The organism is Bosea sp. 124 (genome assembly GCF_003046175.1).
In the GTDB taxonomy this organism is placed as follows: Bacteria; Pseudomonadota; Alphaproteobacteria; order Rhizobiales; family Beijerinckiaceae; genus Allobosea.
In genome coordinates this window covers 471,342-496,507 of record NZ_PZZM01000001.1, presented here as the reverse complement: position 1 = coordinate 496,507, position 25,166 = coordinate 471,342, and the positions used below count along the sequence as shown (strand labels likewise).

Here is a 25,166-nt window from a genome sequence, read left to right as displayed (position 1 = left end):
TCACATCCCTTGCAGGATCGCCATTGTCGCGGCGATCGCTTGCGCGCGAGCTTCGGCCTGCGTGCCGAGCGTCACCAGCCCGTCCGCACGTTCCGAATAGGCCGCCTTGCGCTCGCGCAGAGACAGGCTGGGGTGGTCGAAGTCGTGATAGGCGTCGGGGTAGCCGACAAACTTTGCATCGCCCTTGCTGGCGAGTTGCTGGCAAGGCGCAGCCGGGGTCCAGTCATCGGCCAATCCGTGCAGGATCGTCGTCGGGGCCCGCGCAATCCAGCCGCGCTTCAGCAGGACACGGCAGCCCGGGTAGAATGCGATCAGCGCGCGAAACCCGTCGGCGCCCGCCGCGGCCGTCTCTCCCGCGACCTCCAGTGCCGTCGATCCGCCGTTGGACCAGCCCATGAGACCGATGCGTCTGGATGCGACGAAGGCCTGCCGCGCCAGCCAGTCGCGGGCGCCGAACGCGTCCTGCGCCCGGTCGGCGGGCGTCAGGCTGCGACGTCGATCGTTACAGAGGGCTGAGACACCGCGAGGGCGAAAGCTGTCGGGCAACAACACGGCGTATCCCGCGTCGACGAGCCGCGCGGTCCAGTCGGTCTCGCGCGCGGCGAGCTTGCCGGAACCGTTCCACAGGCCGGCGCAGCCATGCAGGAGGATGACGGCAGGGAAGGGCCCCGGACCCGCCGGCCTGGAGAGCCAGCCCGAGAGCATGGTCCCGTCGCGGGAGACAAAGGCGATCTGTTCGAGCGCCAGAGCCGGTGTCGCGATGCCGAGGATGAGCGCAAGGGCGACGAATCCGCGAAGGAACCGCATGACAGCATCCGTTTCGGTTGGGCTGTGCCGGAAACGACGACGCCGCGATCCCGGGGGATCGCGGCGTCGTCAGGCATATCGATGCGGCAGGCCTCAGTTCAGCTTGGTCTTGACCTCTTGCAGCCCGGCGGCGAACAGCGCGTCGCCGGTCTTGCCGCCGACCTGGGCGCGGATGATCACCTCGGCGGCGCGGGTCGCTGCCTCGGCGGCGGCGGCGCGAACCTCGGCCTCTGCCTGGCTCTCGGCCAGCGCGATCTTGTCTTCCGCCGATTTGGTGCGGCGGGCGACGAAATCGTTCAGCTTGGCTTCCGCCTCGGCGGCGAGCCGCTTGGCCTCGTCATTGGCAGCCGCGACGATGCCGGCAGCCTCGGATTCGGCGGCCTTGCGCTTCGCCTCGAACTCCGCCAGCAGCTTCTCGGCCTCGGCACGCAGGCGGCGCGCCTCGGCGAGCTCCTGCGCGACCTTCTCGCCGCGCGAATCGAGCGCGGCGACGATGGCCTTCGGCACGCCGAAATAGGCGAGGATGCCGATGAAGATGAAGAAGGCGACGCCGACCCAGAAAGTATCCATCTGTCTTCTCCTCAGCCGCGGGCCAGAACCTGATCGACCGCCTCGGACGCTTCAGCGGCGCTCGGGGCCTGGCCGGTCAGCTTCGCGACGATCGCGACCGCGACCTCGCTGCCGAGACCGCGGACATTGGTCATGGCGCTGGCCTTGGTGGTGGCGATCGTGGCTTCCGCCTGGGCGAGCTTGGCCGAAAGCTCGGCCTCGACGGCATGCCGGCGCTGGTCCGACGCCTTGGCGCCGGCATCGCGGGAGGCCTGTGCGATGGCCTGTGCGTTCTTGCGGGCCTCGGTCAGGGCCGCCTCATAGGCCTGGGCGGTCTCTTCCGCCTTGGCCTGCATCTTGGCGGCATTGTCGAGATCGCGCGAGATCGTGTCGGCCCGCTCTTCGAGGATCGCGCCGACACGCGGCAGGGCGATCCTGGACATCAGCCAGTAGAGCGCGCCGAAAGTGATGGCGAGCCAGAAGATCTGGCCCGAGAAGGTTGCGACGTCGAAGGGAGGGAAGGCGGCCTTCTCGCCGCTCAGATGCGGCGCGGCGGCTGCAGCCGCGCCCGTCAGCAGCGTGACGGGCAGCACCGAGGCGACGAGGCCGGCCCATCCGTGCCTGACGAACCGTGAAGATCGAACCGGCATGGGCTGCCTTTCAGCGGAAGGAAATGGAGGCCGCGCCCGAACCCGCGAAGGGGTATTCGGGCGCGACGGGAAGCCGGTGGTCGGACGCGTCAGACCACGAAGAGCAGGACGAGCGCCACGACGAAGGCGAAGATGCCCAGGCCTTCGGCGAGCGCCGCGCCGATGAAGGCGCGCGGGAACTGGCCGTCGGCCGCCGAGGGGTTGCGCAGCGCGCCCGAGAGGAAGTTGCCGAAGATGGTGCCGACGCCGATGGCGGCGAGGCCCATGCCGAGCGAGGCGAGGCCAGCGCCGATGTACTTGGCTGCAACGGGATCCATGGTCTTTCTCCAGTGTGAAAAGGTGAGATGCGGGGTTGGAAACGGGTGATGGGGAACTCTCGCGAACCCTGCCCGGCTCAGTGGCCGGGGTGCAGGGCGTCGTTGAGATAGACGCAGGTCAGGATCGCGAAGACATAGGCCTGCAGGAAGGCGACGAGGAATTCGAGCGCGGTCAGCGCGACCGCCAGCAGCAGCGGCAGCGGTGCGATCGCATAGCCGAACAGGCTGCCGCCGGCGAGGAGAGCGACGACGAAGCCGCCAAACACCTTGAGCGCGATATGGCCGGCCAGCATGTTGCCGAACAGGCGAAGCGAGAGCGAGATCGGCCGCGAGACGAAGGAAACGGCCTCGATCACCACCATGAAGGGCAGGAGCCAGCCGGGCACGCCTGACGGCACGAACAGGCCGAAGAAATGGCTGCCATGCTTGACGATGCCGTAGACCAGCACGGTGCCGATCACCAGGAAGGCGAAGGCCGCCGTCACGATGATGTGGCTCGTCACCGTGAAGGAACCGGGCACCATGCCGAGCATGTTGCTCGCCAGCACGAACATGAACAGCGAGAAGACGAGCGGGAAGAACTTCATGCCCTCCTTGCCCATCACGCCGGTGACGGTGGAGGCGACGAATTCGTAGATCATCTCGGCGAGCGACTGCAGCCGGCCCGGAACGACCGAACGCTGGCTCGAGCCATAGATCATGATGATCGAGATCACCGCCACGATGATGACCATCAGCAGCGATGCATTGGTGAAGGACAGGTCAAGGCCGAACGGCCGCAAGCCGACGATCGGCTTGATCTCGAATTGGTGGATCGGATCGATTCCGCCGCCAGCCGCCATGTCTCTCCAGCCCCTTGTCGTGCGGCCATCCGGCCGCCAGCCTCGGTCAGTCCTTCGGTGCGCTGTCCTTCGACCCGGAGGTCGGACGCGAACCGAGCCGATAGACGGACCGCAGCCCAGCGATGGACCCGATCACCAGGAACGCGATCAGCAGGAACGGAGACGTTCCAAGCCATCGGTCTGCGAGGACCCCGATCAGGGCGCCTGCGATGATGCCGCCTGCAAGATCGGTCGCCGCGCGAAAGCCTGAAGACATGGCGCCTGCGAGGGCCCCGTCCGGTCCAGCCTGGCTCGCGCCCGGCTTTTCGTTCTTTTCAGCCTGCCCGAGGGCGGTCTTCAAAGAACCCAGTCTTGCGCGCAACTCCGAGTCTGAAGCGTTTTTGTCGGGTTCGGACATGGCAGCAGCTCCTGCTTGATCGTGAAATGGCCACGATCATGCAAAAAACCACACGATCCCTGTTCGAGCCCGCGCATCGAGCCGTCGTCAGCACGGCCTCCTTTATTGCCCGCTCCCGATGCTGTCAAGGCAGGCAGATGTGACCTAACGCATTGGAATATCTATAAATTCAGGCCAAGTGCGACATTCTTGCCGCATTGCGAAGGCGATTGTGGCGTTTTTTCAACCCGCCTCGCGGATGCGCTCGGCTGTCGCGAGGTCGACCGAGACCATCTGGCTGACGCCGCGCTCGGCCATGGTGACCCCGAAAAGCCGGTCCATCCGTGCCATGGTGATCGGGTTGTGGGTTATCAGGATGAAGCGCGTCTGGGTGGTGCGGGCCATCTCGTCGAGCAGGTCGCAATAGCGCTCGACATTCGCATCGTCGAGCGGGGCGTCGACCTCGTCCAGCACGCAGATCGGCGAGGGATTCGTCAGGAACACCGCGAAGATCAGCGCGGTCGCGGTCAGGGCCTGCTCGCCGCCCGAGAGTAGCGTCATCACCTGCGGCTTCTTGCCGGGCGGACGCGCGTAGATCTCGAGCCCGGCATCGAGCGGGTCCTCGGCATCGACCAGCTTGAGTTCGGCCGTGCCACCCCCAAACAACACGCCGAACAGGCGCTGGAACTGCTCGTTGACGATCTCGAAGGCGGCGAGAAGGCGCTCGCGCCCCTCGCGGTTGAGCGCGCCGATCGCCTGCCGCAGCCGCCGGATCGCCTCGCTGAGGTCGTCGCGCTCGGAGGTCAGCCCCTCGCGCTTGCCCTTCACCTCGGTCAGCTCGTCCTCGGCCCGCAGATTGACCGCGCCCAGCCTTTCGCGCTCGGCCTTCAGCCCGCCCAGGCGCTGTTCGACGCTCTCCTGATCAGGCGCGGTCTCACCGGCCTTCAGCCCGGCCATGGCGTGCAGCCCGTCGAGCCCGGTCTCCAGCCCATCCTCGATCTGCCGGGCGACGTCCGCGACGCGCTGGCGTGCTGCCTCCAGCCTGGCCTCCGCCGCGGCGCGGATCTCGCGGGCGCCGGCGAGCCCTTCGAGCGCGCTGCGCGCCTGCCAGTCGGCCTCGGCGAGTGCGGCCTCGCCGACGGCGAGCCGGTCTGCCGCCGCGCGCCGTGCCGTTTCCGCGCTCTCGATCTCGGCCACCAGCCGGCGCCGCTCGGTCAGGAAGGTGTCCGGTGCCTCCAGAAGCGCGGTCCGCTCGGCCGCGACCGTCTCGATCCGGCGCCGGGTTTCGGCTGCCGTCTGGCCGCTCGCGGCCGCGCGCTCCTGCCAGGCCTTGACGTCGGCTGCGATGGCGGCGCGCCGCCGCATCCGCAGCTCCGCCTCGCGCGACAGGGTCTGCACCCGGGCGCGGGCGTCCGACGCCGCGATGCGCTGTTCGCCGAGCGCGACGCGCGCTTTCAGCAGCGTGCTGTCGAGCTCTGCCGAGGGTGGCAGCGCGGCGACCGACTGTTCCTGCCTTGCCGCCTGTGCCGCGGCTTCCGCGATGGTCTGGCCGAGCCGGTCGATCGCTTCCGTCAGGGCCGAGCGCCGCGCCGCGGCTTCGCCGGCCTTGCGTTCGGCGGCGGCGAGCTGTTCGCGCGCCTGATCGAGAGCCCGCCGCGCCAGCCGCGCGGCCTCCAGCGCCGTGGCTTCGGCCTGTGTCGCGGTCCTTGCGTCTCGCGTCGCCGCATCCAGCGCCTCGCGCGCCGTCTCGGCGGCTTCGCGCGCAGCCTGCGCCTCGCGCTCGAGATCGCCGAGCCGGTTCTTTTCGGCCAGCCGCCGTGCCGCGGGGGAGGGAGCCTCGGCCGCGCCGGTGAACCCGTCCCAGCGCCAGATGTCGCCCTCGCGCGAGACCAGCCGCTGCCCTGGCTTCAGGGCCTCGCGCAGGTGCGGGCCGTCCGCACGCGCGACCACGCCGATCTGGGACAGCCGCCGCCGCAGCGCCGCCGGCCCGCGCACATGCGCAGCCAGCGCCTCGCTGCCATCGGGCAGGGCCGGATCGGTCTCGCCCGCTCCGGTGTCGCGCCAATGCGTCGGCGCGGCGGCATCGGTCGCGGCATCGAGATCGTCGCCCAGAGCGGCGCCCAGCGCCACCTCGAACCCCTTGGCGACCGTGATCGAATCGAGGATCGCCGGCCAGCGCCCGCCGCTCGCCGGGGCGAGCAGTTTCTGCAATGTCCGGATCTCGGTCTCCAGCCGCTGCGCCGTGCGGTCGGCTTCCGCCAGCGGGGCGCGCAGATGCGTCTCGCGCTCGCGCGCCACGGCCAGGGCAGATCGGGTGGCGGCCGCGGCGGCGTCGCCGTCGCGCATCGCGGTCTCCGCGGCGGCAACCGCAGCGCGCAGGGCCTGCAGCGGCACGGCCGCGCTGCTGGCATCGAGTGCCGCCTGATCGCGCAGCAGGCGTTCGCGTTCGGCGGAGGCGCGGGATTCGCGTTCCTTCGTCTCGCGCAAGGCCCGCTCCAGCGCACCGCGCCTTGCCGCGAGGTCGGACAGGGCGGCTTGCGCGGCGCTGTGGTCGGCTTCCGCTCTGGCCAGCGCGTCTTCGGCCTCCGCCAGCACGGCGGCGGCCGCCTCGGCGCCTCCGGCCGCGTCCGCGCCATCGCGCTCCAGCGCTGCATCCTCCTCCGATAGCCGCGCCAGGCTCTCGCTCGCATCGCGCGCGACGCTGTCCTGCCGGGCGAGATCACCCTGCAATTCGGCCAGCCGACGGCCGAGTTCCTCGGCCCGCTGCTTGGCACGCCGGTTCTCGGCCTCGAGTTCGTCGAGCCCGCGCTTGAGCCGCACCAGCGCGGCGGCGGCGGAGGCCTCGCCCTCGCGCAGGGCCGGCAGTTCATGGGCGGCGATCGCCTGCCGTTTGGCCGCTTCCGCCTGGATGCCGGTCTGGTCGGCGACGCCGCGCAGTGCCGCTTCCAGCGCGCGCTCGGCCTGCGCCTCCTGCGTCCGTGCCTCGTGATGCGCGATCAGCGCCAGCGTCGCCTCGGCCCGGCGGATATCGGCGGCGAGGCTGCGGTAGCGTCCGGCTTGCCGGGCCTGGCGCTGCAGCGCGTCGATCTGCCCGTCGATCTCGCCGAGCACATCCTCCAGCCGGGTCAGGTTCTCCTCGGCGCCCTTGAGGCGCAGTTCCGCCTCATGGCGGCGGCTGTGCAGCCCGGCGATGCCGGCGGCGTCTTCCAGGATGCGGCGGCGCGATTGCGGCTTGGCCGAGATGAGCTCGGCGATCTGGCCTTGCCTCACCAGCGCGGGCGAGCGCGCGCCGGTCGCGGCATCGGCGAAGAGGAGCTGCACGTCCCGCGCCCGCACCTCCTTGCCGTTGACGCGGTAGGTCGAACCTTCCTCGCGCTCGATCCGGCGCGTGACTTCGAGCACATCGGTCTCGTTGAAGGCCGCCGGCGCCTTGCGGTCGGCATTGTCGAGCGTCAGCGCGACTTCGGCCATGTTGCGGCCGGGGCGCTCGTTCGAGCCCGCGAAGATGACGTCGTCCATCCCCGAGCCGCGCATGTTCTTGAACGAGCTTTCGCCCATCACCCAGCGCAGCGCTTCGACGAGATTGGACTTGCCGCAGCCATTGGGCCCGACGACGCCAGTCAGCCCGGGCTCGATCAGGAACTCCGTCGGCTCGACGAAGGTCTTGAAGCCAGTGAGCTTGAGGCGCGTCAGATGCATGGACGCATCCTTGCAACAAGCGCGCCCGTCATCCCGGGCGATCGAAGATCGACCCGGGATCCATTCCGGAACAGTTCAGGCATGAAGCCCGGATCAGCGCGGCTGCGCCGCTTGTCCGGGATGAGCGCGAGGTTGGAGAGAGGAAGGCAGCCGCCCTCAGCCCGCCAGAAGCGGCTCCAGAATCTTGTCGAATTCGGCGATCGAGAGCGCACCTGAACGCTTCTGCCCGTTGATGAAGAAGGTCGGCGTCGAATCCACGCCGGCCTTGGCCCCACGATCCTTCACGACTGTGACGGCGTCATAGATATCCTGCCTTTTCAAGCAGGCCTCGAACGATTCCTGTGTGAAACCGGCCTGCTTGACCATGGCCGAGAGCGCATCGACCGGCTTGTCGGTGAAGGCCCAGGCCCGCTGCTGGTCGAACAGCAGGTCGGTCATCGCGACATATTTGTCGTTGCCGTTGCAGCGCGCCAGCATGAAGCCCGCCGTCGCCAGCGGATCGAGCGGGAATTCGCGCAGCGTGAAGCGCACCTTGCCGGTGTCGATGTATTTCGCCTTCAGTGCCGGCCAGGTGTCCTTGTGGAAGGCTGCGCAATGGCCGCAGGTCAGCGAGGCGTATTCGATGATCGTGACCTTGGCATCGGCCGGGCCGAGCCAGACATCGCCGAGCGGGCCGGGCGTGGCGAGATCGGCCTGGGCCTGGGCGGCGGGCGAGCTCAGCATCGCGGCTGCCGCGAGACCGACTGTCGCCGTCAGAAGCTGTCGCCTGTTCGTCATCTTACGTGTCCTTGGAAATCGCATTGGTGCAGATCGCAAATCGGGTGCCGGAACCCAAATCGATTTTCGGGACCATAAAGGCCGCGACGATTGTGGCAAGATCGGCACCACGCCTTGTGGCGCGCGCTCACGAAGCCGTGTCGATAGCCCGGTGTTTCGTGCTCTGCGCGACATGGCGCCCGAGCCTTTCGAACGAGGCGCGCAGGGCAGGGTCCTCGATTCCCGCGACCTGCTGGCTGACGCGCGCGGCGATTGCCGGGTCGAGCGGCGCGGGCGGGCGCCTCTGTACGGCTGCCTCTACCGGCCCCTGCTTCAGCACGAGCTTGCCGACGGCCCGCCAGCCGAGATGCGTGTTGACCCGCTCCAGCACGATCGGCGCAAGCTGCTGCATTTCGAGCGCAAACGCGCTTTCGACCCTGACCACCATGGTCGCGGGCTCGGACGCCTCGCCGGGCGCCGGGCGGCGGCGCGGCCAGTCGATCTTGAGCGGCCGCGTACGCAGGGCCAGCCGCTCGCCGACGATCTCCGGCCAGAGCGAGACGATGGCGCGGCCGGCAAAGCCCTGCGCCGCGAGGGCGGGCGCCAGCAGATCGTCGATCAGGTCGGCAAGGGGTTTCACGGCCATGCGGGTATTGTGGGGCCGCGCCGATCCGCCCGCAAGCTCGCGGCCGGATCGGATTTTGACGGCGACCGAATCGTCGTCGTGCGTCAGGCGTTCACCCCGCCATCGACCACGATGCCTGTTCCCGTGATCTGCCGCGCGCTTGGCCCCGCGAGGAACGCGACGGCAGCCGCGACATCGTCCGCCTTGCCGTAATGGCCCAGCGAGGTCAGGGCGCGCATGGCGTCCGCCTGCTCGCCATCAGCCGGGTTCATGTCGGTGTCGGTCGGGCCGGGATGCACCAGATTGACGGTGATGCCGCGCGGCCCGAGTTCGCGGGAGAGCCCGCGCGTGAAGGCGAGCAGCGCCGATTTCGTCATCGAATAGACCGTCACGCCCGGGAACGACACGCGCTCGGCAAGGCACGAGCCGATCGAGACGATGCGGCCGCCCTCGGGCAGATGCGCGATGGCCGCCTGCGAGGCGAGCACGACGGAGCGGATGTTGACGGCGAGCAGCGCGTCGATATCGGCGAGGCTCTGTTCGGCGACGGGGCCGCCGCGGGCGATGCCGGCATTGTTGACGAGGATGTCGAGGCCGCCGAGGCTCTTGGCCGCCTCATCGACCGAGCGCTTGACCGCCTCCGCATCGGCGCAGTCGGCCTGGATCGCGAAACCGCGCCGGCCCTTGGCTTCGATGGCGCGCACCACCTCCGCCGCGCGCTCTGCCGAGCGCTCATAGGTGATGGCGACATCCGCGCCCTTCTCCGCCAGCGCCAGGGCGATCGCCGCCCCGATGCCGCGCGACGCGCCGGTGACGAGGGCGCGCTTGCCAGTCAGTTCAGTCATGGTCGAATCTTTCTGTATTGATCGATACAAAATAGCTAAGCGCGTTGCCTCGTGCCGTCAAGGGCATTATATAACGACCGATGCAGAAATCGGGTGGACATAATCTGGATGTCGCGGCGGGGGATGGGGCGGCGCGTGCGCGCGGCCGTCCGCGCGGCTTTGATCGCGAGGCCGCGCTCGAAACGGCGACCCGGCTGTTCTGGCGCAAGGGCTATGGCGCGACCTCTATCTCGGATCTCACCGAGGCCATGGGCATGGGCTCGCCGAGCCTCTATGCGGCCTTCGGCTCCAAGGAGGGCCTCTATGCCGAGGCGCTGCGTCATTACGGCGAGCGCTATGAGGCGCGCGTCTGGGGAAATTTCCGCGCTGCTTCGACGGCACGCGAGGCCGTCGCGGCGCTGCTGATGGATTCCGCCGCGGCGCTGACCAGCTCCTGCGGGCAAAACGATCCGCTTGGCTGCATGGTAACGCTCTCGGCGGTCGGCAGCGAGGGCCATGCCGAACTGGGCGAGCGGGTGCGGGCTGCCCGCGCCCTGGCCGTGACGCGGGTCGAGGAGCGCCTCGGCCTTGGCGTGGCGGAAGGCGAACTCTCCGCCGACAGCGATATCCCCGGTCTCGCGCGTCTTGTCGTGGCGGTGCAGAATGGCATGTCGATCCTGGCGCGCGACGGCGCCAGCCGCGCCGAGCTCGAGGCCGCCGCGCGCCACGCCATGCGGGCCTGGCCGGACCCGGCACGAGCCTGAACTGCGTCCTCCCTGCCGGCCAAGCCCCTCCGGCTTGCCCGCTCCCGTGGAGACGCTACATCAGCGCCATGACTTCGCCCGCCGCCGCCGATCTCCTCGCCTGGTACGACCGCCATCGCCGCGCGCTGCCCTGGCGCGCTTTGCCGGGCGAGCGGGCCGACCCGTACCGGGTCTGGGCCTCCGAGATCATGCTGCAGCAGACCACGGTTACTGCGGTCAGACCCTATTACGAGCGCTTCATGGCACGCTTTCCGACTGTCGCCGCGCTTGCCGCCGCTCCCTCCGAGGAGGTGATGCAGGCCTGGGCCGGGCTCGGCTACTACTCGCGCGCCCGCAATCTCCACGCTTGCGCCATGGCGGTGATGGCGGACCATCGCGGCCGCTTTCCCGACACGGAAGACGGCCTGCGCGCCCTGCCGGGCATCGGCGCCTATACGGCCGGCGCCGTTGCCGCGATTGCCTTCGATCGGCCGGCCGCAGCCGTCGATGGCAATGTCGAGCGCGTTATGACGCGGCTCTTCGCGATCGAGGACCTGCTGCCCGGCGCCCGGCCGCTGGTCCGCGAGCGCGTGATGGAGATGATGCCGCCGGACCGTCCAGGCGATTTCGCCCAGGCCCTGATGGATCTGGGCGCCACCCTCTGCACGCCGCGCAATCCGGCCTGCGGGCTATGCCCCTGGCGCGAGCCATGTGTTGCCCGCAGCGAGGGTACGCAGGAGAGCTTTCCGCGCAAGGCGGCGAAGAAGGCAGGCGCAACCCGCTATGGCGCGGCCTTCGTCCTGTCGAGGCAGGACGGCGCGCTGCTGTTGCGCACCCGCCCGCCGAAAGGCCTGCTCGGCGGCATGGCCGAGGTGCCGACCAGCGAATGGCGCGCCGATTACGAGCTGGACGGCGCCGCGCAGGATGCGCCGGTGGTCACCCGCTGGCGCGAGCTTGCCCCGCCGGTGCGGCATGTCTTCACGCATTTTCCGCTGGAGCTGACGGTTTTCACGGCGCGGGCCCCGGCCGGCATGGCGGCACCGCCGGGCATGCGCTTCACGCCGGCCGCCGGCCTTGGCACTGAGCCCCTTTCGAGCGTAATGCTGAAGGTGCTGGAGTTGGCCGGCGCCTATAGCAGTTCGAAGACGCGATAGGTCATCGTGGGCAGCTCGCCGGCCCATTTCGCATAGCCCTTGGAGTAGATCTTGCCGCGGTTGGGCGGCCAGGGGTCGTGGATGCGCAGTGTCGTTCCGGTCCCGTCCGCCTCGCCGTCGCCGCGCATGCCAACCACGACGATCATATGGCCCGGGCTGCCGCGACCGGCGGTGTATTCGCCGACATTCCAGAGCATGTCGAACATCAGCGGGCCGCGTGTCAGCGCCTGTTTCAGCGTCTCGACCGACCAAGACTGCGGCGCGTTGCAGCGCAGGCCGTGGACCTTGCCGTAGCGTGTGCCGGTGACGATCGCCTGGTCGCTTTCCGACGAGTTCAGCAGCCCGCCATCGGAGGCGATCATGTCCGGCGGCGTCCTGGCGACGATGATCGGCACCGTCGATTTCTTCATCATCGCGGTCGATGTCGCCCAGCAGGTCGTGTTCGTCGGCTGGGCGATGAAGGGCACCTTGTGCAGGATCGGCGCGAAGGCTTCCGTGTCGTAGAGGCAGGCCTTCGTCGCGGGCCCGGCCTCGCCATCCTCGACCAGCCAGTTCGCCTTCTGGAAGGCTTTCACCGCCGTGCGTGTCAGGTTGCCGAAACGGCCGTCGGGCACGAGCGGCGGCTTGGGCTTCTGTTTGGCATTCAGGGCGTCCTGGAGGGTTTTGACCTCCGGACCCGTCGAGCCGAGTTTCAGGATCGCCGCCATCGCCGCCTCCCTGCAAGAGCCGAGGTCCGGCAAGAACCCGGTCTCGATGGCGAGGACGATAGGTCAGCTCGGCAGGCGCCCCGTCATGCAAACGAAGGAGAAGACGGCCTCAGGCGGCCATCTGTGCCCTGATCTCAGCCCGCAGATTGTCGAGCAGCATCAGGCCGGCCGGGCGCTCGACATGCCAGAAGGTCCAGCCATTGCAACTCGGCAGGCCCTGCGCCAGCGCCCCGACCTTGTGGATCGAGCCGACCGCCGGTCCCAGCATCAAGGTGCCATCGGCGCGGATGATCGCCTTGTGGCGCCGCTTCTCGTCAGTGACCGCCTCGCCGGCCTTGACCAGACCGGCCTCGACCAGGCTCAGGAACGGCACGCGCGGCTCGCTGCGCTTGGAGGGCGCGGTCGCGAAGGCCTCGGGCGGCAGGGGTTCGATGCCGGCGATGCGCTTGCGGGCCGCCTCGGCATAGATTGTCTCGCGCTCGATGCCGATGAAGCGGCGGCCGAGCGCCTTGGCGACGGCGCCTGTCGTGCCGGTGCCGAAGAACGGGTCGAGGATCACGTCGCCGGGATTGCTGGCCGAGAGCATGACGCGCGCCAGAAGCGCTTCCGGCTTCTGCGTCGGATGCACCTTGGTGCCCGCGCCGTCCTTCAGGCGCTCCTCGCCGGTGCACAGCGGCAGGTACCAGTCCGAGCGCATCTGCAGGTCGTCATTGCCGCCCTTCAGCGCCTCGTAATGGAAGGTGTATTTCGAGGCTTCGCCGCGCGCTGCCCAGATCAGCGTCTCATGCGCGTTGGTGAAGCGCCGGCCGCGGAAATTCGGCATCGGGTTGGCCTTGCGCCAGACGATGTCGTTCAGCATCCAGAAGCCGAGATCCTGCAGGATCGAGCCGACGCGGAAGATGTTGTGATAGCTGCCGATGACCCAGAGCGCGCCGTCGGGCTTCAGCACGCGGCGACAGGCGGCCAGCCAGGCGCGGGTGAAGGCGTCGTATTCGGAAAAGGACGAGAACTTGTCCCAATCGTCGTCGACGGCATCGACGAGACTGTCGTCGGGCCGGCGCAGATCGCCGCCGAGCTGGAGATTATAGGGAGGGTCGGCGAAGACGAGGTCGACGCTGGCCGCCGGCAGGCGCTCGATCGCAGCGACGCAGTCGCCGACGATGACCTGATCGAGCGGGAGTTCGGGCGGAAGCCCGGCAGCCTTGATCCGGGCAGACTTGATCGGTGACTGCAGCGCGGGCCGTCCGGTACGCGGAACTTGAATCCGGACGGCGGCGCTGGTGGTCCCGGTACGCAAAATACCCATGACGCCCCAAGACCGTTACGCAACTTGAACAGTCGCGATATTGCTCGGACAGGGTAAAAGCCGGGTTTCCGCGATGAAAAAAATGCGTCTCGTTTTGGGGCTGCAGTTTTTGCCCAGCCCCTTGGCGGATATGGGGAATTCCTAATGTCCGGTTAATGGCGGGAGGTCCCGCAGCGTCATGCTCGGGCGAAGACCCGAGCATCTCTGGGGTCTGGCCTGGGTATCGTCATCCTGGGCGACCGCAGGTCGCCCAGGATCCATCGGAGGGCCAATCCTGTGGCGGTCTTGCTCTACGATGGATCCCGGATCGGCGCGGCTTCGCCGCTTGTCCAGGATGACGGCGCCATTCCCGCTCAGATCGTGGCCCTGCAGAGACGACCCCTCAGCGCCGCCAGACGCCCTTCACCGGCGCGAACGAGTAGCGATGCTCGGGGCAGGGGCCGTGCGCCAGCAGCGCCGCGCGGTGCCTTGCGGTGCCATAGCCGGCATGGGCCGAGAAGCCATAGGCGGGATAACGCTGGCACAACCGCGCCATCATCGCGTCGCGTGTCACCTTGGCAACGATCGAGGCCGCCGCGATCGAGGCGACCAGCGCATCGCCGCCGATGATCGCCTCGCAGGGGCAGGCCAGCACCGGCGGATCGTTGCCGTCGACCAGCACGCCCGCCGGCTGCAGCGGCAGCGCCGCCACGGCGCGGCGCATCGCCAGCAATGTCGCCTGCCGGATGTTGATGGCGTCGATCTCGAGGGCGGTCGCGCTGGCGATGCCGATGGCGAGCGCCGATTCGGCGATGACGGCGAAGAGCTCCTCGCGCCTGGCCGCGCTGAGGTTCTTCGAATCGTCGAGCCCGGCGGGAACCGCGGCCGGATCGAGGATCACGGCAGCCGCCACCACCGGCCCGGCCAGCGGCCCGCGCCCGACCTCGTCGACCCCGGCGAGCGGCCAGAGCCCCTTCGCGATGGCATGCGTCTCACGCTGGAAATGGGCGACCATGGCGGGCTTATGAAGGAGTGGCCTCTGCGAGACCAGAGCTGATCGTCACGGTCGGGCGCAGCGCAGCGGAGACACGGGAATCTCCTGCAGGAGATGCTCGGGTCAAGCCCGAGCAGGACGACGCGGCTCGCATCCTCAAAACAAGCTCAACTGCGCCTTTTCCTTCTCCGGCTTCAGGAACAGGTCGTTGCGCAGGCGCAGTCGCGCGCCGTTGAAGCCGAGCCGCTCCGCCGCCATCTCGAAGCGCCGGCCGATCATCCAGGCATAGGGGCCGGAGCCCACCTGCCTCTGCCCCCAGGCGGCGTCGTAATCCTTGCCGCCACGCGTCGAGCGGATCAGCGAGACGACATGGCGCAGCTTGTCCGGGTGGTGGGTCAGCAGCCAGTCCTGCACGAGGTCCTTCACCTCCAGCGGCAGCCGCAGCAGCACATAGCCGGCCTCGCGCGCGCCTGCCGCCTTCGCCGCATCGAGGATGCGCTCGATCTCGTGTTCGTTGATCGCCGGGATGATCGGGGCGACCAGCACGGTCACCGGGATGCCGGCGTCCGACAACGCCTTGATCGTCTCCAGCCGCTTGGCAGGCGAAGCGGCGCGCGGCTCCATGCCGCGCGAGACCTTGGGGTCGAGCGTCGTCACCGAGATCGCGACCTTGGCCAGCCCCTTGGCCGCCATGGAGCTGAGAATGTCGATGTCGCGCTGGACCAGCGCGGACTTCGTCACGATGCCGACGGGATGGTTGAAGCGCTCCAGCACCTCCAGGATCGAACGCATGATCCTGAGCTTCTTCTCGATCGGCTGGTAGGCGTCGGTGTTGGTGCCGATCGCGATCGTGCGCGGCTGGTACGAGGCCGCCGCCAATTCCTTCTCCAGCAGCAGGGCTGCATCGGGCTTGGCCGTCAGCTTGCTCTCGAAATCGAGCCCCGGCGACAGCCCGAGATAGGCATGGCTCGGCCGCGCGAAGCAGTAGACGCAGCCATGTTCGCAGCCGCGATAGGGATTGATCGAGCGGTCGAACGAGATATCGGGCGAGTCGTTTCTCGTAATGATCGTGCGCGGCTTCTCGACCGTGACCTCGGTCTTGAAGGCTGGCAGCTCGCCGAGCGAACCCCAGCCGTCATCCTCACTGATGCGCTGCTCGGCCTCGTAGCGCCCGCCCGGATTGATCGTCGCGCCGCGCCCGCGCCGCCGCTCGGGGTCGATGCGATGGCCGGCATGGGCCAGCGGATCGAGCGGCGCGACACGCACCGAAACCGACATCGGCGCGCTGTCCTGCCGTTTCAGCGGCTGGGCCGGAATCGTCCGCGATGAGGGTCTGCTCTGGCGCATGGCGCTGAACCATCCCGGAAAATCGCCGGGAATCGGCGATTTCTTTGCTGTCTTATGTGAACATAAAGAGAACGGATTGCAAGTGACAGGATTGCGACATGCTGCGCTGCGCCATAAGGGATTGCGTATGCTCACTGCGGTCATACGCGTCGATGGTTCGGCTGAGGCGCTCGCCGCGACCTTTTCCGTCCTGATTCCGGCCGTCGCCGACGGCTTCCTCGGCCATGCCGTGGTGGTCGATGCCGTGGGGCGGGCCGATATCGAGCGCCTCGCCGATGCGACGGGCGCGAGTTATCTGCGTTGCGGCGGGGCCGAGGGATGGCATCTCGGTGCGGCACAGGCCCGCGGCGACTGGCTGTTCCTGCTCGAATCCGGCGATGTCCCGCAGCTCCATTGGGCCCAGGCGGTCGAGCGCCATCTCATGATGGCTCCGGACACGCCGGCCCTGATCCCGCTGCGCGGCGTTGCCGGCTCGCTGCGCGAGCGCGCCGCCATCTCCTTCGGCCCTCGCCGCCTGCGTCCGGGCCTGGTCGTCCCCAAGGGCCATGTCCTGGCCGGGCGCCTCGGCGCCGCGCCGCGCCGCCTCACGGTCAGGCGCGAGCGCGCCGGGGGGTGAACGCTGCGGCTTTACCGCAAAGCTGTCTGACCTCGTCGGCACGGCCGCGTTTCAATCCCTCGGCGGCCCGTGCAACATAGGTGCGAACGGGAGAACGATCATGGACATCAAGCGCAGCGGCTCGCAGCCTTCCGGCAAGGGACCGGCAGAGTACTTCACGGGCGCCGTCCGCATCGACCCGCTGTTCAACCCGCCCGAGCCGGCCCGCATCGCGACCGCGCTGGTCACCTTCGAACCCGGCGCGCGAACCGCCTGGCACACCCACCCGCTCGGCCAGACCCTGATCGTGACGGCGGGCTGCGGCTGGGTGCAGCGCGAGGGGGGCTCCGTCGAGGAGGTCCGCGCCGGCGACGTCGTCTGGTTCCCACCCGGAGAAAAGCACTGGCATGGCGCCACCGCGACCACGGCCATGAGCCATATCGCGCTTCAGGAAAAGCTGAACGGCTCGCCCGTCGACTGGCTGGAGCTTGTCAGCGACGCGGATTACAGCGGCTGAGCGAAGCCGCGGGCGCGGCGGGTCGGTCTCGCGATGCCGGAGCCACCCCCCTCCGTAGAAAGCACGCCGCCGCCGCACGCCTGTCGGCGGCCCGCCCTGACTTGAGTCATGTCGCGGAGTCGGGCGATGCTTTGTTCGTCACCTCGGCCGGGGTGAGTTGCGGGAGGGGCATCAAATGACCGAAAGCACCCATCCCTTCGACGAGCCGCATCTGACCCGGATTGAGCCTGGCCAGCGCGTCGTCGTGCTTGCCAGAACCATGCAGGTGCAGGGGCCCGGATCGGAAGCGGCCTTGAAGGGCGGCGCCGCCAACCGGGCCAGATTCGGCGAGACATGCCTCGGGCAGGCGCTCTATCGGCACCGATCGGTTTTTCAAGGCACTTCGGAAGCGCCCGTGTGGAGCCATCTCGAGCTGAGCTACTTTTAGGATATCATTCCTGAAAGCGCCATCGCCGAACTCGTGGTCAGGCAGCAGCCGGCGCAAACCCATTTGCTGCGAGCGGAAATCCCTTTGACCACCCCCTCGGCCTTCGTGATCCCGCGCTGGATATCGACTGGAATCAAATCCATCTCTGCGAGGTCGAAGCCGACGGCTTCAAGGGGTTCGGCGAGGCGTTCGATGCCGCGCTCCGCGAGGTCTCTCCGGACGGTGGCTTTGCGGGCGTCTTCGCGGGCCTCGACCGCATGCGCACGATCCCGCGCTGGACGTTCAACGATCCTGTGGGGGAGGCTGACCTTGCCGTCGGGCAGATCGGATCGAGGCGACCTCCGCCTGGATGAGGGCGCAGGCGTTTCCGCTTCCCACCCAAATCGCCCTTCCGTCAGCCCTTACAACTGCTGCGCCTTGAACGTATCGCAGCTCTGCATCGAGCCGCTTTTCAGCCCGGTGTTGAACCAGCGCTGGCGCTGCGCCGACGAGCCATGGGTGAAGGAATCGGGCACGACCTGTCCGCGCGAGGCCTTCTGCAGCATGTCGTCGCCGATCGCGGCGGCGGTCTTCATCGCCTCCTCGATGTCGCCCTGGTCGATGCGCCCCATCGCCTGGATATTGTGGGCCCAGACGCCGGCGAAGCAGTCGGCCTGCAGTTCGATGCGCACGGAGATCGCATTGGCCTCCCGCTCCGAGGAGCGCTCGCGGAGCTGGTTCGCCTTGGGCAGGATGCCGATCAGGTTCTGGATGTGATGGCCGACCTCATGGCCGATCACATAGGCATAGGCGAAGTCGCCGCCGCCACCCAGCTTGCGCTGCATCTCCTGGAAGAAGGAAAGGTCGAGATAGACGCGCTTGTCGGGCGGGCAGTAGAACGGCCCCATCGCAGACTGCGCGGTGCCGCAGGCCGAGCGGTCGGAGCGCGAGAACAGCACGAGCCGCGGCGGCTCGTAGCGCATGTTGGCCTGCTGCGGAAGGAGCTTCGACCAGACATCCTCGTTCTGCGCCAGCACCGCCGAGACGAAGCGGCCCATCTCGTCCTGCGGCGGCCCGGAGGATTTCCGCGTTTCCTGCGTCGGCGCCTGCCGCCCGCCGATGCCGCCGATCAGTTCCGCCCCGCCGATCAGCAGGCGCGGATCGATGCCGAGCGCCCAGCCGACCAGGCCGAGCACGACCATGGTGCCGATGCCGAGGCCCCCGCGACCGCCGGGAAGGCCGGCGAAATCACCGCCGCCGCCACCGCCGCCACCGCGCCGGTCCTCGAGATTGTCGGACTGGCGATAATCTTCCCACTGCATGGCGTCGTCCCCGTAAGCCTGCCGGCAATCTCCAGGCCTGCCGGCAATCTCAGCGAGAGAGGGCCGGAACTCAAGCCGTCATTCAACCCGCTGTGCCGCGGTCTGTTCCGGGGCCCCCGCCGCAGTGAGCGCCGCCTTCAGCGCCCGCATGTCGCGCCAGGCAAGGCGCTTCTGCAGCGGCTGGCGCAGCAGATAGGCCGGATGCAGCGTCGCCATGGCGCGGATGCGCCGCGTGCCGGTGTCGTATTCCAGCCATTTGCCGCGCGAGGCCAGGATGCCGCTGAGGCCGAGCAGCCCCTGCGCCGAAGGCCCGCCGATGCAGATCAGGATGTCGGGGTCGGCGAGCTGGATCTGGCGCTGGATGAAGGGCAGGCAGATCGCCACTTCCTGCGGCGTCGGCGTGCGATTGCCCGGCGGCCGCCACGGCAGCAGATTGGCGATGTAGACGTCGTCCTTGCGGCTGAGCCCGATCGCCGCCAGCATCCGGTCGAGCAATTGCCCCGAGCGCCCGACGAAGGGCAGGCCGATGCGGTCCTCGTCGGCGCCCGGCGCCTCGCCGACGATCATCACGCGCCCGGCCGGATTGCCGTCGGCGAAGACGAGGTTCTTCGCAGTCGCCTTCAGCGCGCAGCCCTCGAATTTTGCCAGCGCCTCCTTCAGAGCCTCGAGCGTCGTTGCCTCCTGCGCCAGCACCCTGGCGCTGAGCGTGGCGTCGTCGGGCGCGGTTGCGGCCGCGGCATTCGGGCGCATGATCGCGACAGGAGCCTGCCCGGCGCGCGGCGGCAGCGTGGGGCGAGCGCGCGGCGCGTCGCTCGCGGGCTGCGGTTGCGCGAAATGCGAGGGTTCGGAAAATTGGTCGTGCGGCGCCTCATCCAGCGCCTCGGTGATGCCCATATCGGCATACCAGGCGACAAGCTCGGCGGGATCGGGCGCGGCGGTCAGGGACATCGCCGCTTGTCTAACACGGGAGCCGGCGACTTCGCGAGCCGATGCGGTTGCAAATTCCAGCGCGCACTTGGATAGAGGGGTTCCAGACTGTCGCCCGCCCGCCTTGAACGGGCCGGCAAGATGGTTCATATATAAACTAATTGGGCTTTGAGGCCGCGCGAGGGCCTTCGGAGGGCAGGATGGATCTCGAACAGGCACAGGCCGAACCGCGCGAAAGCATGGACTATGACGTCGTCATCGTCGGTGCCGGCCCCGCCGGGCTGTCGGCGGCGATCCGCCTGAAGCAGCTCGACGAAGCCGTCTCGGTCGTCGTCGTCGAGAAGGGTGCCGAGGTCGGCGCCCATATCCTGTCGGGCGCTGTGATCGACCCCGTCGGCCTCGATGCGCTGCTGCCGGGCTGGCGCGAAGACGAGGCCTGCCCGCTGACGACCGAGGTCAGCGAGGACATCTTCTACTTCCTGACCGAGCCCAACGGCATCCGCCTGCCGAATTTCGGCATGCCGAAGCTGATGAACAATCACGGCAATTTCGTCGGCTCGCTCGGCCTGGTGACGAAGTATCTCGCCGCCCGGGCGGAGGCGCTCGGCGTCGAGATCTATCCGGGCTTCGCTGCCGCCGAACTGCTCTACAATGAGGACGGCTCGGTCGCTGGCATCGCCACCGGCGACATGGGCATCGCCAAGGACGGCACGGTCTCGGAGCGCTTCACCCGCGGCATGGAATTGCGTGGCCGCTACACCCTGCTGGGCGAGGGTGCGCGCGGCTCGCTCTCGAAGATCGCGATCCGCAAGTTCGGCCTCGACGCCGGCCGCGAGCCGCAGAAATACGGCATCGGCCTGAAAGAGGTCTGGCAGGTCAAGCCGGAGAAGTTCCACAAGGGGCGCGTGCAGCACTCCTTCGGTTGGCCGCTCGACAACGGCACCGGCGGCGGCTCCTTCCTCTACCATTTCGACGACAACCTGGTCACGGTCGGCTTCGTCGTCCATCTCAATTATACCAACCCGACGCTCTCGCCCTTCGACGAGTTCCAGCGCTTCAAGACGCATCCGCTGATCCGCGACCTGTTCGAGGGCGCCAAGCGGCTTTCCTACGGCTCGCGTGCCATCACCGAGGGTGGCTGGCAGTCCGTACCGAAGCTGACCTTCCCGGGCGGCGCACTGATCGGCTGCGCGGCGGGCTTCGTCAACGTGCCGCGCATCAAGGGCAGCCACAACGCCGTCCTCTCCGGCATGATGGCGGCCGAGAAGCTGGTTCCGGCGCTGGCCGGCGGGCGCTCGCATGACGAGGTCGTCGAGATCGAGACGAGCTGGCGCGAGAGCGCCATCGGCGCGGATCTCAAGCCGGTGCGCAACGTCAAGCCGCTCTGGTCGAAATACGGCACCCTGCTCGGCATCGGGCTCGGCGGCATCGACATGTGGCTGAACCAGCTCTTCGGCTGGTCGCCCTTCGGCACGCTGAAGCACGGCAAGCCGGATCATGCGACGCTGAAGCCGCTCAGCGAGGTCAAGCCGATCGTCTATCCGAAGCCGGACGGCAAGATCTCGTTCGACAAGCTGTCCTCGGTCTTCCTCTCCTCGACCAATCACGAGGAGGACCAGCCGGCGCATCTGAAGTTGACCGACCCGTCGATCCCGATCGGCAAGAACCTGCCGCTCTATGGCGAGCCGGCGCGGCTCTACTGCCCGGCCGGCGTCTATGAGGTGGTCTACGCGGATGCCGAGGCGAAGACCGAGCCGCGCTTCGTGATCAACGCGCAGAACTGCGTCCACTGCAAGACCTGCGACATCAAGGACCCGGCCCAGAACATCACCTGGACGGTGCCCGAGGGCGGCGGCGGGCCGGGCTATGGGAATATGTGATGCGGCCGATCATCGCGGCCGATTCGTGCGACTGAGCCGCAAGGCCGACGAAAAAAGGGCGTGCCGCAGATGGCACGCCCTTTTTCTTGGTCGCCTGGAAGGATCGGCCGGGAGGCCTGATCAGCCCTTGCGGATCACGGCCGGGGCCGGCTTCTCGGGCTGGGCGCAGCCGGCAGCGAAACCGGCAAGCAGAGCGACGGCGGCAACGCTGAGAACGAGCTTCTTCATTGGAACAATCCTATTCGAATCGTGGTGACGGTGGCGCAACGCAAGCAGAGTAGCGCTCGAATCCCTGATGCATCGATAACGAATGCTTGCCGACGTTGCGGCGCAGCGCGGTTTCACGGCACTGTGACATCGGCGCTACGAAAGCGCCATTCGGCCGGCGGATGGCTTGCCGGCCCGCCTGGAAACCGCCATCTTGCACCTCTACGCGCAACGGTCACGGTCCCGCTCAAAGACCACGTCCCCCGCGCTGGTGAGGGGCGGACCGAGGGAGAATGGCAGCCGTGGTATTTGGAATGAAAAGCCGTGGTCACATCACGGCGGCTGCCTTGGCGTTGCTCCTGGCCTTGCCGGTCGGTGCGGCGGCGCAGGGCGCGACTCCCCGCAGCAGCGAACCGCCGGAAACCGCCGAAAGCCTCGAGGGCAATTATCTCGCCGCGATCGTGGCCGGGGCGGGCCGCGACCTCGGCGCGGCCTCGGTCTATCTGCGCGAGGCGATCAAGGGCGATCCGCAGAACAACGACCTTCTGGAGCGCGCTTTCGTCGCCTTCCTGGCCGATGGTGCGATGCAGGACGCCTTCCGCGCCGCTGACAAGCTGATCCAGCGCGATCCGAGCAACGGCCTGGCCCAGCTCGCCGTCGGCATCCGGGCGCTGAAGCAGAAGAGCTACCAGACCGCCCGCAACCATCTCCAGCGCGGCGGCCGCGGCCGTGCCGCCGACATCACCGCGACGCTGCTCTCGGCCTGGTCCTATCTCGGTTCCGGCCAGTCGACGCGCGCGATCGAGACGCTCGAGCGGCTGAAGGGCGAGACCTCCTACAATCTCTTCCGCGACTATCATGCGGGCCTGATTCTCGATGCCGCCGGCCGCAAGGCCGATGCCGAGAAGCGCCTGAAGAGCGCTTATGATTCGGAGAAGACGACGCTCCGCCTGGTCGATCTCTGGGCCCGCATGCAGGCGCGCAATGGCGATTTCGAGGCCGCCGCCGCGACCTATGGCGAATTCGACCGCCTGCTGCCGAATCACCCGATCGTCCGTGACGGCCTGGCCAGGATTGCCGCGAAGGAGGCTCCGCCCCGGCAGGTCGGCAACGCCCAGCAGGGCGCGGCCGAAGTGCTCTACGGGCTTGCCAGCGCCGGCAACCGCCAGGGCGATGAGGCGGCTGCGCTGCTCTATCTGCGGCTCGCCATCTATCTCGACCCGAATCACGACCTCGCCATCCTGACGCTGGGCGACATCCTGGAGCGCGCGCGCCAGCCCGAGGACGCCGTCGCGGTCTATGAGAAGATGCCGACGACCTCGCCGCTGCGTCCCAATGCCGAGATCCAGGCCGGGCTCGCGCTGGAGAATCTCGGCAAGTCCGAGGAGGCGGTGAAGCACCTCAACGCGCTGATCGCCGAGCGGCCGGACGATATCGACGCGCTGTCTGCGCTGGGAAACATCTACCGTTCGCGCAAGCTCTTCCAGGAGGCCGCCGACACCTACGACAAGGCCATCGCCAAGATCGCCTCGCCCGGCCGCGCCAACTGGGATCTGTTCTATTTCCGTGGCATCGCCCGCGAGCGCATCAAGCGCTGGCCCGAGGCCGAGGCCGATCTGCGCAAGGCGCTCGAACTCCTGCCCCAGCCACTCGGCCGCGAGCGCGCGCTGGTGCTGAACTATCTCGGCTATTCGCTGGTCGACCAGCACCTCAAGCTCGACGAGGCGCTCGACATGCTGCGTCGCGCCGTCGAGTTGCGCCCGCGCGACGGCTACATCACCGATTCGCTCGGCTGGGCCTATTACCGTCTCGGCCGCTATGACGAGGCAGCGCGCGAGCTCGAGCGCGCCATGGAATTGCGCCCCTCGGACCCGGTGATCAACGACCATCTCGGCGATGTCTACTGGAAGACCGGCCGCAAGCTCGAGGCGGGTTTCCAGTGGAACCATGCCCGCGACCTCAGCCCCGAACCCGAGGACCTGGTCAAGATCAAGCGCAAGATCGAGCGCGGGATGGAGGACGGTCCGTCCGCCAATGCGGTCGAGCCGAAGGACGAGACCGAGCCGAAGAAGGACGGCGGCTGAACGCTGCCGCCGGTCCTGGCGTGTCCGCACCGCTGACGACCCGCGCCCGCGCCAAGGTCAACCTGACGCTGCGCGTGCACGGCCGCCGCACCGACGGCTATCACGAGCTCGAAAGCCTCGTCGCTTTCGCCGGCATCGGCGATGCGCTTTCGCTGCAGCCCGGCCCCGATCTCGCCCTGACGATCGGCGGCCCGCAGGGCGCAGGCCTGCCGGTCGACGACGCCAACCTGATCCTGCGCGCGGCCCGCACGCTCGCAGCCGAGGTCGCGGGGCTTCGTTCCGGCCGCTTCCATCTCATCAAGCGCCTGCCGGTTGCGTCGGGCATCGGCGGGGGCTCGGCGGATGCTGCCGCCGCCTTGCGCCTGCTGGCGCGGTTGAACGGCTTGCCCCCGGACGATCCGCGCCTTTATCGCTCGGCGGCGCAAATCGGTGCCGACGTCCCCGTCTGCCTCGATTCGCGTACCCGCATCATGGCCGGCATCGGCGAACGCCTCGGGCCGCCCCTGACGCTGCCGCCGCTCTTCGCGCTGCTGGTCAATCCGGGCGTGCCGGTGGAGACGGCGGCCGTCTTCACGGCGCTCGGCTTGCAGGCAGGGCAGGCGGCCCCAGGAGCCGGCTCCCCGGCCTTGGCCCCGTCCGAGACCACCGCTGGCCTGATTGCGGCGCTGGCCGAGAGCGGCAACGACCTCGAAGCCCCGGCCCGCGAGGTCGCGCCGGTTGTCGGCACGGTGCTGGCGGCGCTTTGTGCTCTCCCCGGCTGCCGTCTCGCCCGCATGTCGGGCTCGGGCGCCACCTGCTTCGCGATCTTCGACGATTGCCGGGCAAGCGCCGCAGCGGGCAGGGCGCTGGCGCGTCTTCAGCCGGGCTGGTGGGTGAAGGCGACACTGCTGCGGTGAGGGGGCATGGCCTGGCAAGCCCCGATGCTGGAACAGGGAGCGGTGGATCGAGACCTCGCCTCCGATTGGACGCGCATCGATCTAGGGCCGCAGGCCGTTTCCGAAAAGGTCGGTCTGCCGCGTCGGGCGCCAGTTATCCTCCTGCATGTAGCGAGGGCCGCCACCCGATGGAGGTCCTGCTTCGGGCGTGACGCACCCGGCCAGGCCCATGAGGGCCAGGACAGCGAGAGCGATGATCCTCATCGGCGAAGACCTCCATTGTGTCGTTGCGACGATCATCCCCTGCGTCGCCCCGATGCCAGGCACCACGTTCGAAGCGATGTCTGTCTCAAGATCGATACGGCGACTCAGGACATGAATGCGCCGGCCATCCGACATAATCCATTGTCCTTGGGGACAGGCATGGCCTGTCTCCAAGACTCCGGCACTGACCGCGCGGTATGGCGAGGCCTGCCCGACGCTGCCGCGTCATTCCTGCGGGGATAGTCGCGCCGCCCGATCCCCGCCTGTCCACCCCATGCCTATTCTCTCCGTGCTGTGCCCGACCAAGGGGGCTGTCGCGAGGCGTCGTGCGGCCGGGTGCAGGAGCGGGTTTCGCGAGGGGCGGCTGTCGCAGGCCGGATCTCGTGGAGACGGCGAGGGTCCTCCATCCCCTAG

General features: G+C 68.4%; 24 protein-coding genes. 8 read left to right on the top strand and 16 right to left on the bottom strand.

The window, feature by feature from the left end; genetic code table 11:
- From C8D03_RS02375 to C8D03_RS02330, 10 genes are all read right to left on the bottom strand, one after another.
- Complete coding sequence (locus C8D03_RS02375) at positions 1-807, bottom strand: dienelactone hydrolase family protein (protein WP_108044832.1); 807 nt, start codon at positions 805-807, stop codon at positions 1-3.
- A gap of 93 nt (positions 808-900) precedes the next feature.
- Positions 901-1,377, bottom strand: a complete 477-nt coding sequence (locus C8D03_RS02370) for a F0F1 ATP synthase subunit B family protein (protein ID WP_108044831.1) — start codon at positions 1,375-1,377, stop codon at positions 901-903.
- A gap of 11 nt (positions 1,378-1,388) precedes the next feature.
- Positions 1,389-2,006, bottom strand: coding sequence for a F0F1 ATP synthase subunit B family protein (locus C8D03_RS02365; protein WP_108044830.1), 618 nt, complete (start codon positions 2,004-2,006; stop codon positions 1,389-1,391).
- 89 nt (positions 2,007-2,095) lie between these two features.
- Entirely contained in the window at positions 2,096-2,323 is a 228-nt protein-coding gene (locus C8D03_RS02360) for a F0F1 ATP synthase subunit C (protein WP_043231023.1), read from the bottom strand.
- Positions 2,324-2,400: 77 nt separating this feature from the next.
- Positions 2,401-3,165 (bottom strand): F0F1 ATP synthase subunit A, encoded by a 765-nt coding sequence (locus C8D03_RS02355; RefSeq protein WP_108044829.1) that lies wholly within the window; start codon positions 3,163-3,165, stop codon positions 2,401-2,403.
- A gap of 46 nt (positions 3,166-3,211) precedes the next feature.
- The gene (locus C8D03_RS02350) at positions 3,212-3,562 is read right to left on the bottom strand and encodes an AtpZ/AtpI family protein (RefSeq protein ID WP_108044828.1); all 351 of its coding nucleotides are present in this window, start codon (positions 3,560-3,562) and stop codon (positions 3,212-3,214) included.
- Between the two features lie 222 nt (positions 3,563-3,784).
- A complete protein-coding gene (gene smc / locus C8D03_RS02345; RefSeq protein WP_108044827.1) occupies positions 3,785-7,240 on the bottom strand; it encodes a chromosome segregation protein SMC in 3,456 nt (1,151 codons plus the stop codon).
- 156 nt (positions 7,241-7,396) lie between these two features.
- Entirely contained in the window at positions 7,397-8,017 is a 621-nt protein-coding gene (locus C8D03_RS02340; protein ID WP_108044826.1) for a DsbA family protein, read from the bottom strand.
- A 127-nt stretch (positions 8,018-8,144) separates the two neighbouring features.
- A complete protein-coding gene (locus tag C8D03_RS02335) occupies positions 8,145-8,642 on the bottom strand; it encodes a DUF721 domain-containing protein (protein WP_108044825.1) in 498 nt (165 codons plus the stop codon).
- An 83-nt stretch (positions 8,643-8,725) separates the two neighbouring features.
- Complete coding sequence (locus C8D03_RS02330) at positions 8,726-9,466, bottom strand: SDR family oxidoreductase (RefSeq protein WP_108044824.1); 741 nt, start codon at positions 9,464-9,466, stop codon at positions 8,726-8,728.
- Positions 9,467-9,546: 80 nt separating this feature from the next.
- On the opposite strand from C8D03_RS02330, the gene C8D03_RS02325 reads away from it, so the two are divergent.
- Positions 9,547-10,209 carry a TetR/AcrR family transcriptional regulator gene (locus C8D03_RS02325; protein ID WP_108044823.1) on the top strand — a complete coding sequence of 221 codons (663 nt, stop codon included), beginning with the start codon at positions 9,547-9,549 and terminating at the stop codon, positions 10,207-10,209.
- A 68-nt stretch (positions 10,210-10,277) separates the two neighbouring features.
- The gene (mutY, locus tag C8D03_RS02320) at positions 10,278-11,342 is read left to right on the top strand and encodes an A/G-specific adenine glycosylase (protein ID WP_108044822.1); all 1,065 of its coding nucleotides are present in this window, start codon (positions 10,278-10,280) and stop codon (positions 11,340-11,342) included.
- On the opposite strand, the gene C8D03_RS02315 is transcribed toward mutY, so the two are convergent.
- The 4 genes from C8D03_RS02315 to C8D03_RS02300 all read right to left on the bottom strand — a co-directional run bounded on the left by C8D03_RS02315 (position 11,318) and on the right by C8D03_RS02300 (position 15,606).
- Positions 11,318-12,049 carry a peptidoglycan-binding protein gene (locus C8D03_RS02315; protein ID WP_108044821.1) on the bottom strand — a complete coding sequence of 244 codons (732 nt, stop codon included), beginning with the start codon at positions 12,047-12,049 and terminating at the stop codon, positions 11,318-11,320. The genes mutY and C8D03_RS02315 overlap by 25 nt on opposite strands.
- Before the next feature lie 109 nt (positions 12,050-12,158).
- Complete coding sequence (locus C8D03_RS02310) at positions 12,159-13,355, bottom strand: site-specific DNA-methyltransferase (RefSeq protein WP_108044820.1); 1,197 nt, start codon at positions 13,353-13,355, stop codon at positions 12,159-12,161.
- Positions 13,356-13,737: 382 nt separating this feature from the next.
- A complete protein-coding gene (locus C8D03_RS02305) occupies positions 13,738-14,349 on the bottom strand; it encodes a ribonuclease HII (protein ID WP_108044819.1) in 612 nt (203 codons plus the stop codon).
- A 135-nt stretch (positions 14,350-14,484) separates the two neighbouring features.
- Entirely contained in the window at positions 14,485-15,606 is a 1,122-nt protein-coding gene (locus C8D03_RS02300; RefSeq protein WP_108051104.1) for a PA0069 family radical SAM protein, read from the bottom strand.
- Positions 15,607-15,802: 196 nt separating this feature from the next.
- On the opposite strand from C8D03_RS02300, the gene C8D03_RS02295 reads away from it, so the two are divergent.
- The 3 genes from C8D03_RS02295 to C8D03_RS02285 all read left to right on the top strand — a co-directional run bounded on the left by C8D03_RS02295 (position 15,803) and on the right by C8D03_RS02285 (position 17,214).
- The gene (locus C8D03_RS02295) at positions 15,803-16,291 is read left to right on the top strand and encodes a hypothetical protein (protein ID WP_108044818.1); all 489 of its coding nucleotides are present in this window, start codon (positions 15,803-15,805) and stop codon (positions 16,289-16,291) included.
- A 100-nt stretch (positions 16,292-16,391) separates the two neighbouring features.
- A complete protein-coding gene (locus C8D03_RS02290; protein ID WP_108044817.1) occupies positions 16,392-16,787 on the top strand; it encodes a (R)-mandelonitrile lyase in 396 nt (131 codons plus the stop codon).
- 175 nt (positions 16,788-16,962) lie between these two features.
- Entirely contained in the window at positions 16,963-17,214 is a 252-nt protein-coding gene (locus tag C8D03_RS02285) for a hypothetical protein (RefSeq protein ID WP_108044816.1), read from the top strand.
- A gap of 401 nt (positions 17,215-17,615) precedes the next feature.
- Here the strand turns inward: C8D03_RS02285 and ypfJ are convergent, their stop codons facing one another.
- Together ypfJ and C8D03_RS02275 are read right to left on the bottom strand one after the other, a co-directional pair.
- A complete protein-coding gene (gene ypfJ / locus C8D03_RS02280) occupies positions 17,616-18,515 on the bottom strand; it encodes a KPN_02809 family neutral zinc metallopeptidase (protein ID WP_108044815.1) in 900 nt (299 codons plus the stop codon).
- A 78-nt stretch (positions 18,516-18,593) separates the two neighbouring features.
- Positions 18,594-19,463, bottom strand: a complete 870-nt coding sequence (locus C8D03_RS02275) for a uracil-DNA glycosylase (RefSeq protein WP_108044814.1) — start codon at positions 19,461-19,463, stop codon at positions 18,594-18,596.
- Between the two features lie 179 nt (positions 19,464-19,642).
- On the opposite strand from C8D03_RS02275, the gene C8D03_RS02270 reads away from it, so the two are divergent.
- From C8D03_RS02270 to C8D03_RS02260, 3 genes are all read left to right on the top strand, one after another.
- Positions 19,643-21,322, top strand: coding sequence for an electron transfer flavoprotein-ubiquinone oxidoreductase (locus C8D03_RS02270; RefSeq protein ID WP_248308318.1), 1,680 nt, complete (start codon positions 19,643-19,645; stop codon positions 21,320-21,322).
- Positions 21,323-21,876: 554 nt separating this feature from the next.
- Complete coding sequence (locus tag C8D03_RS02265; protein ID WP_248308317.1) at positions 21,877-23,613, top strand: tetratricopeptide repeat protein; 1,737 nt, start codon at positions 21,877-21,879, stop codon at positions 23,611-23,613.
- 20 nt (positions 23,614-23,633) lie between these two features.
- Positions 23,634-24,509, top strand: coding sequence for a 4-(cytidine 5'-diphospho)-2-C-methyl-D-erythritol kinase (locus C8D03_RS02260; RefSeq protein ID WP_108044812.1), 876 nt, complete (start codon positions 23,634-23,636; stop codon positions 24,507-24,509).
- Positions 24,510-25,166: the final 657 nt, after the last annotated feature.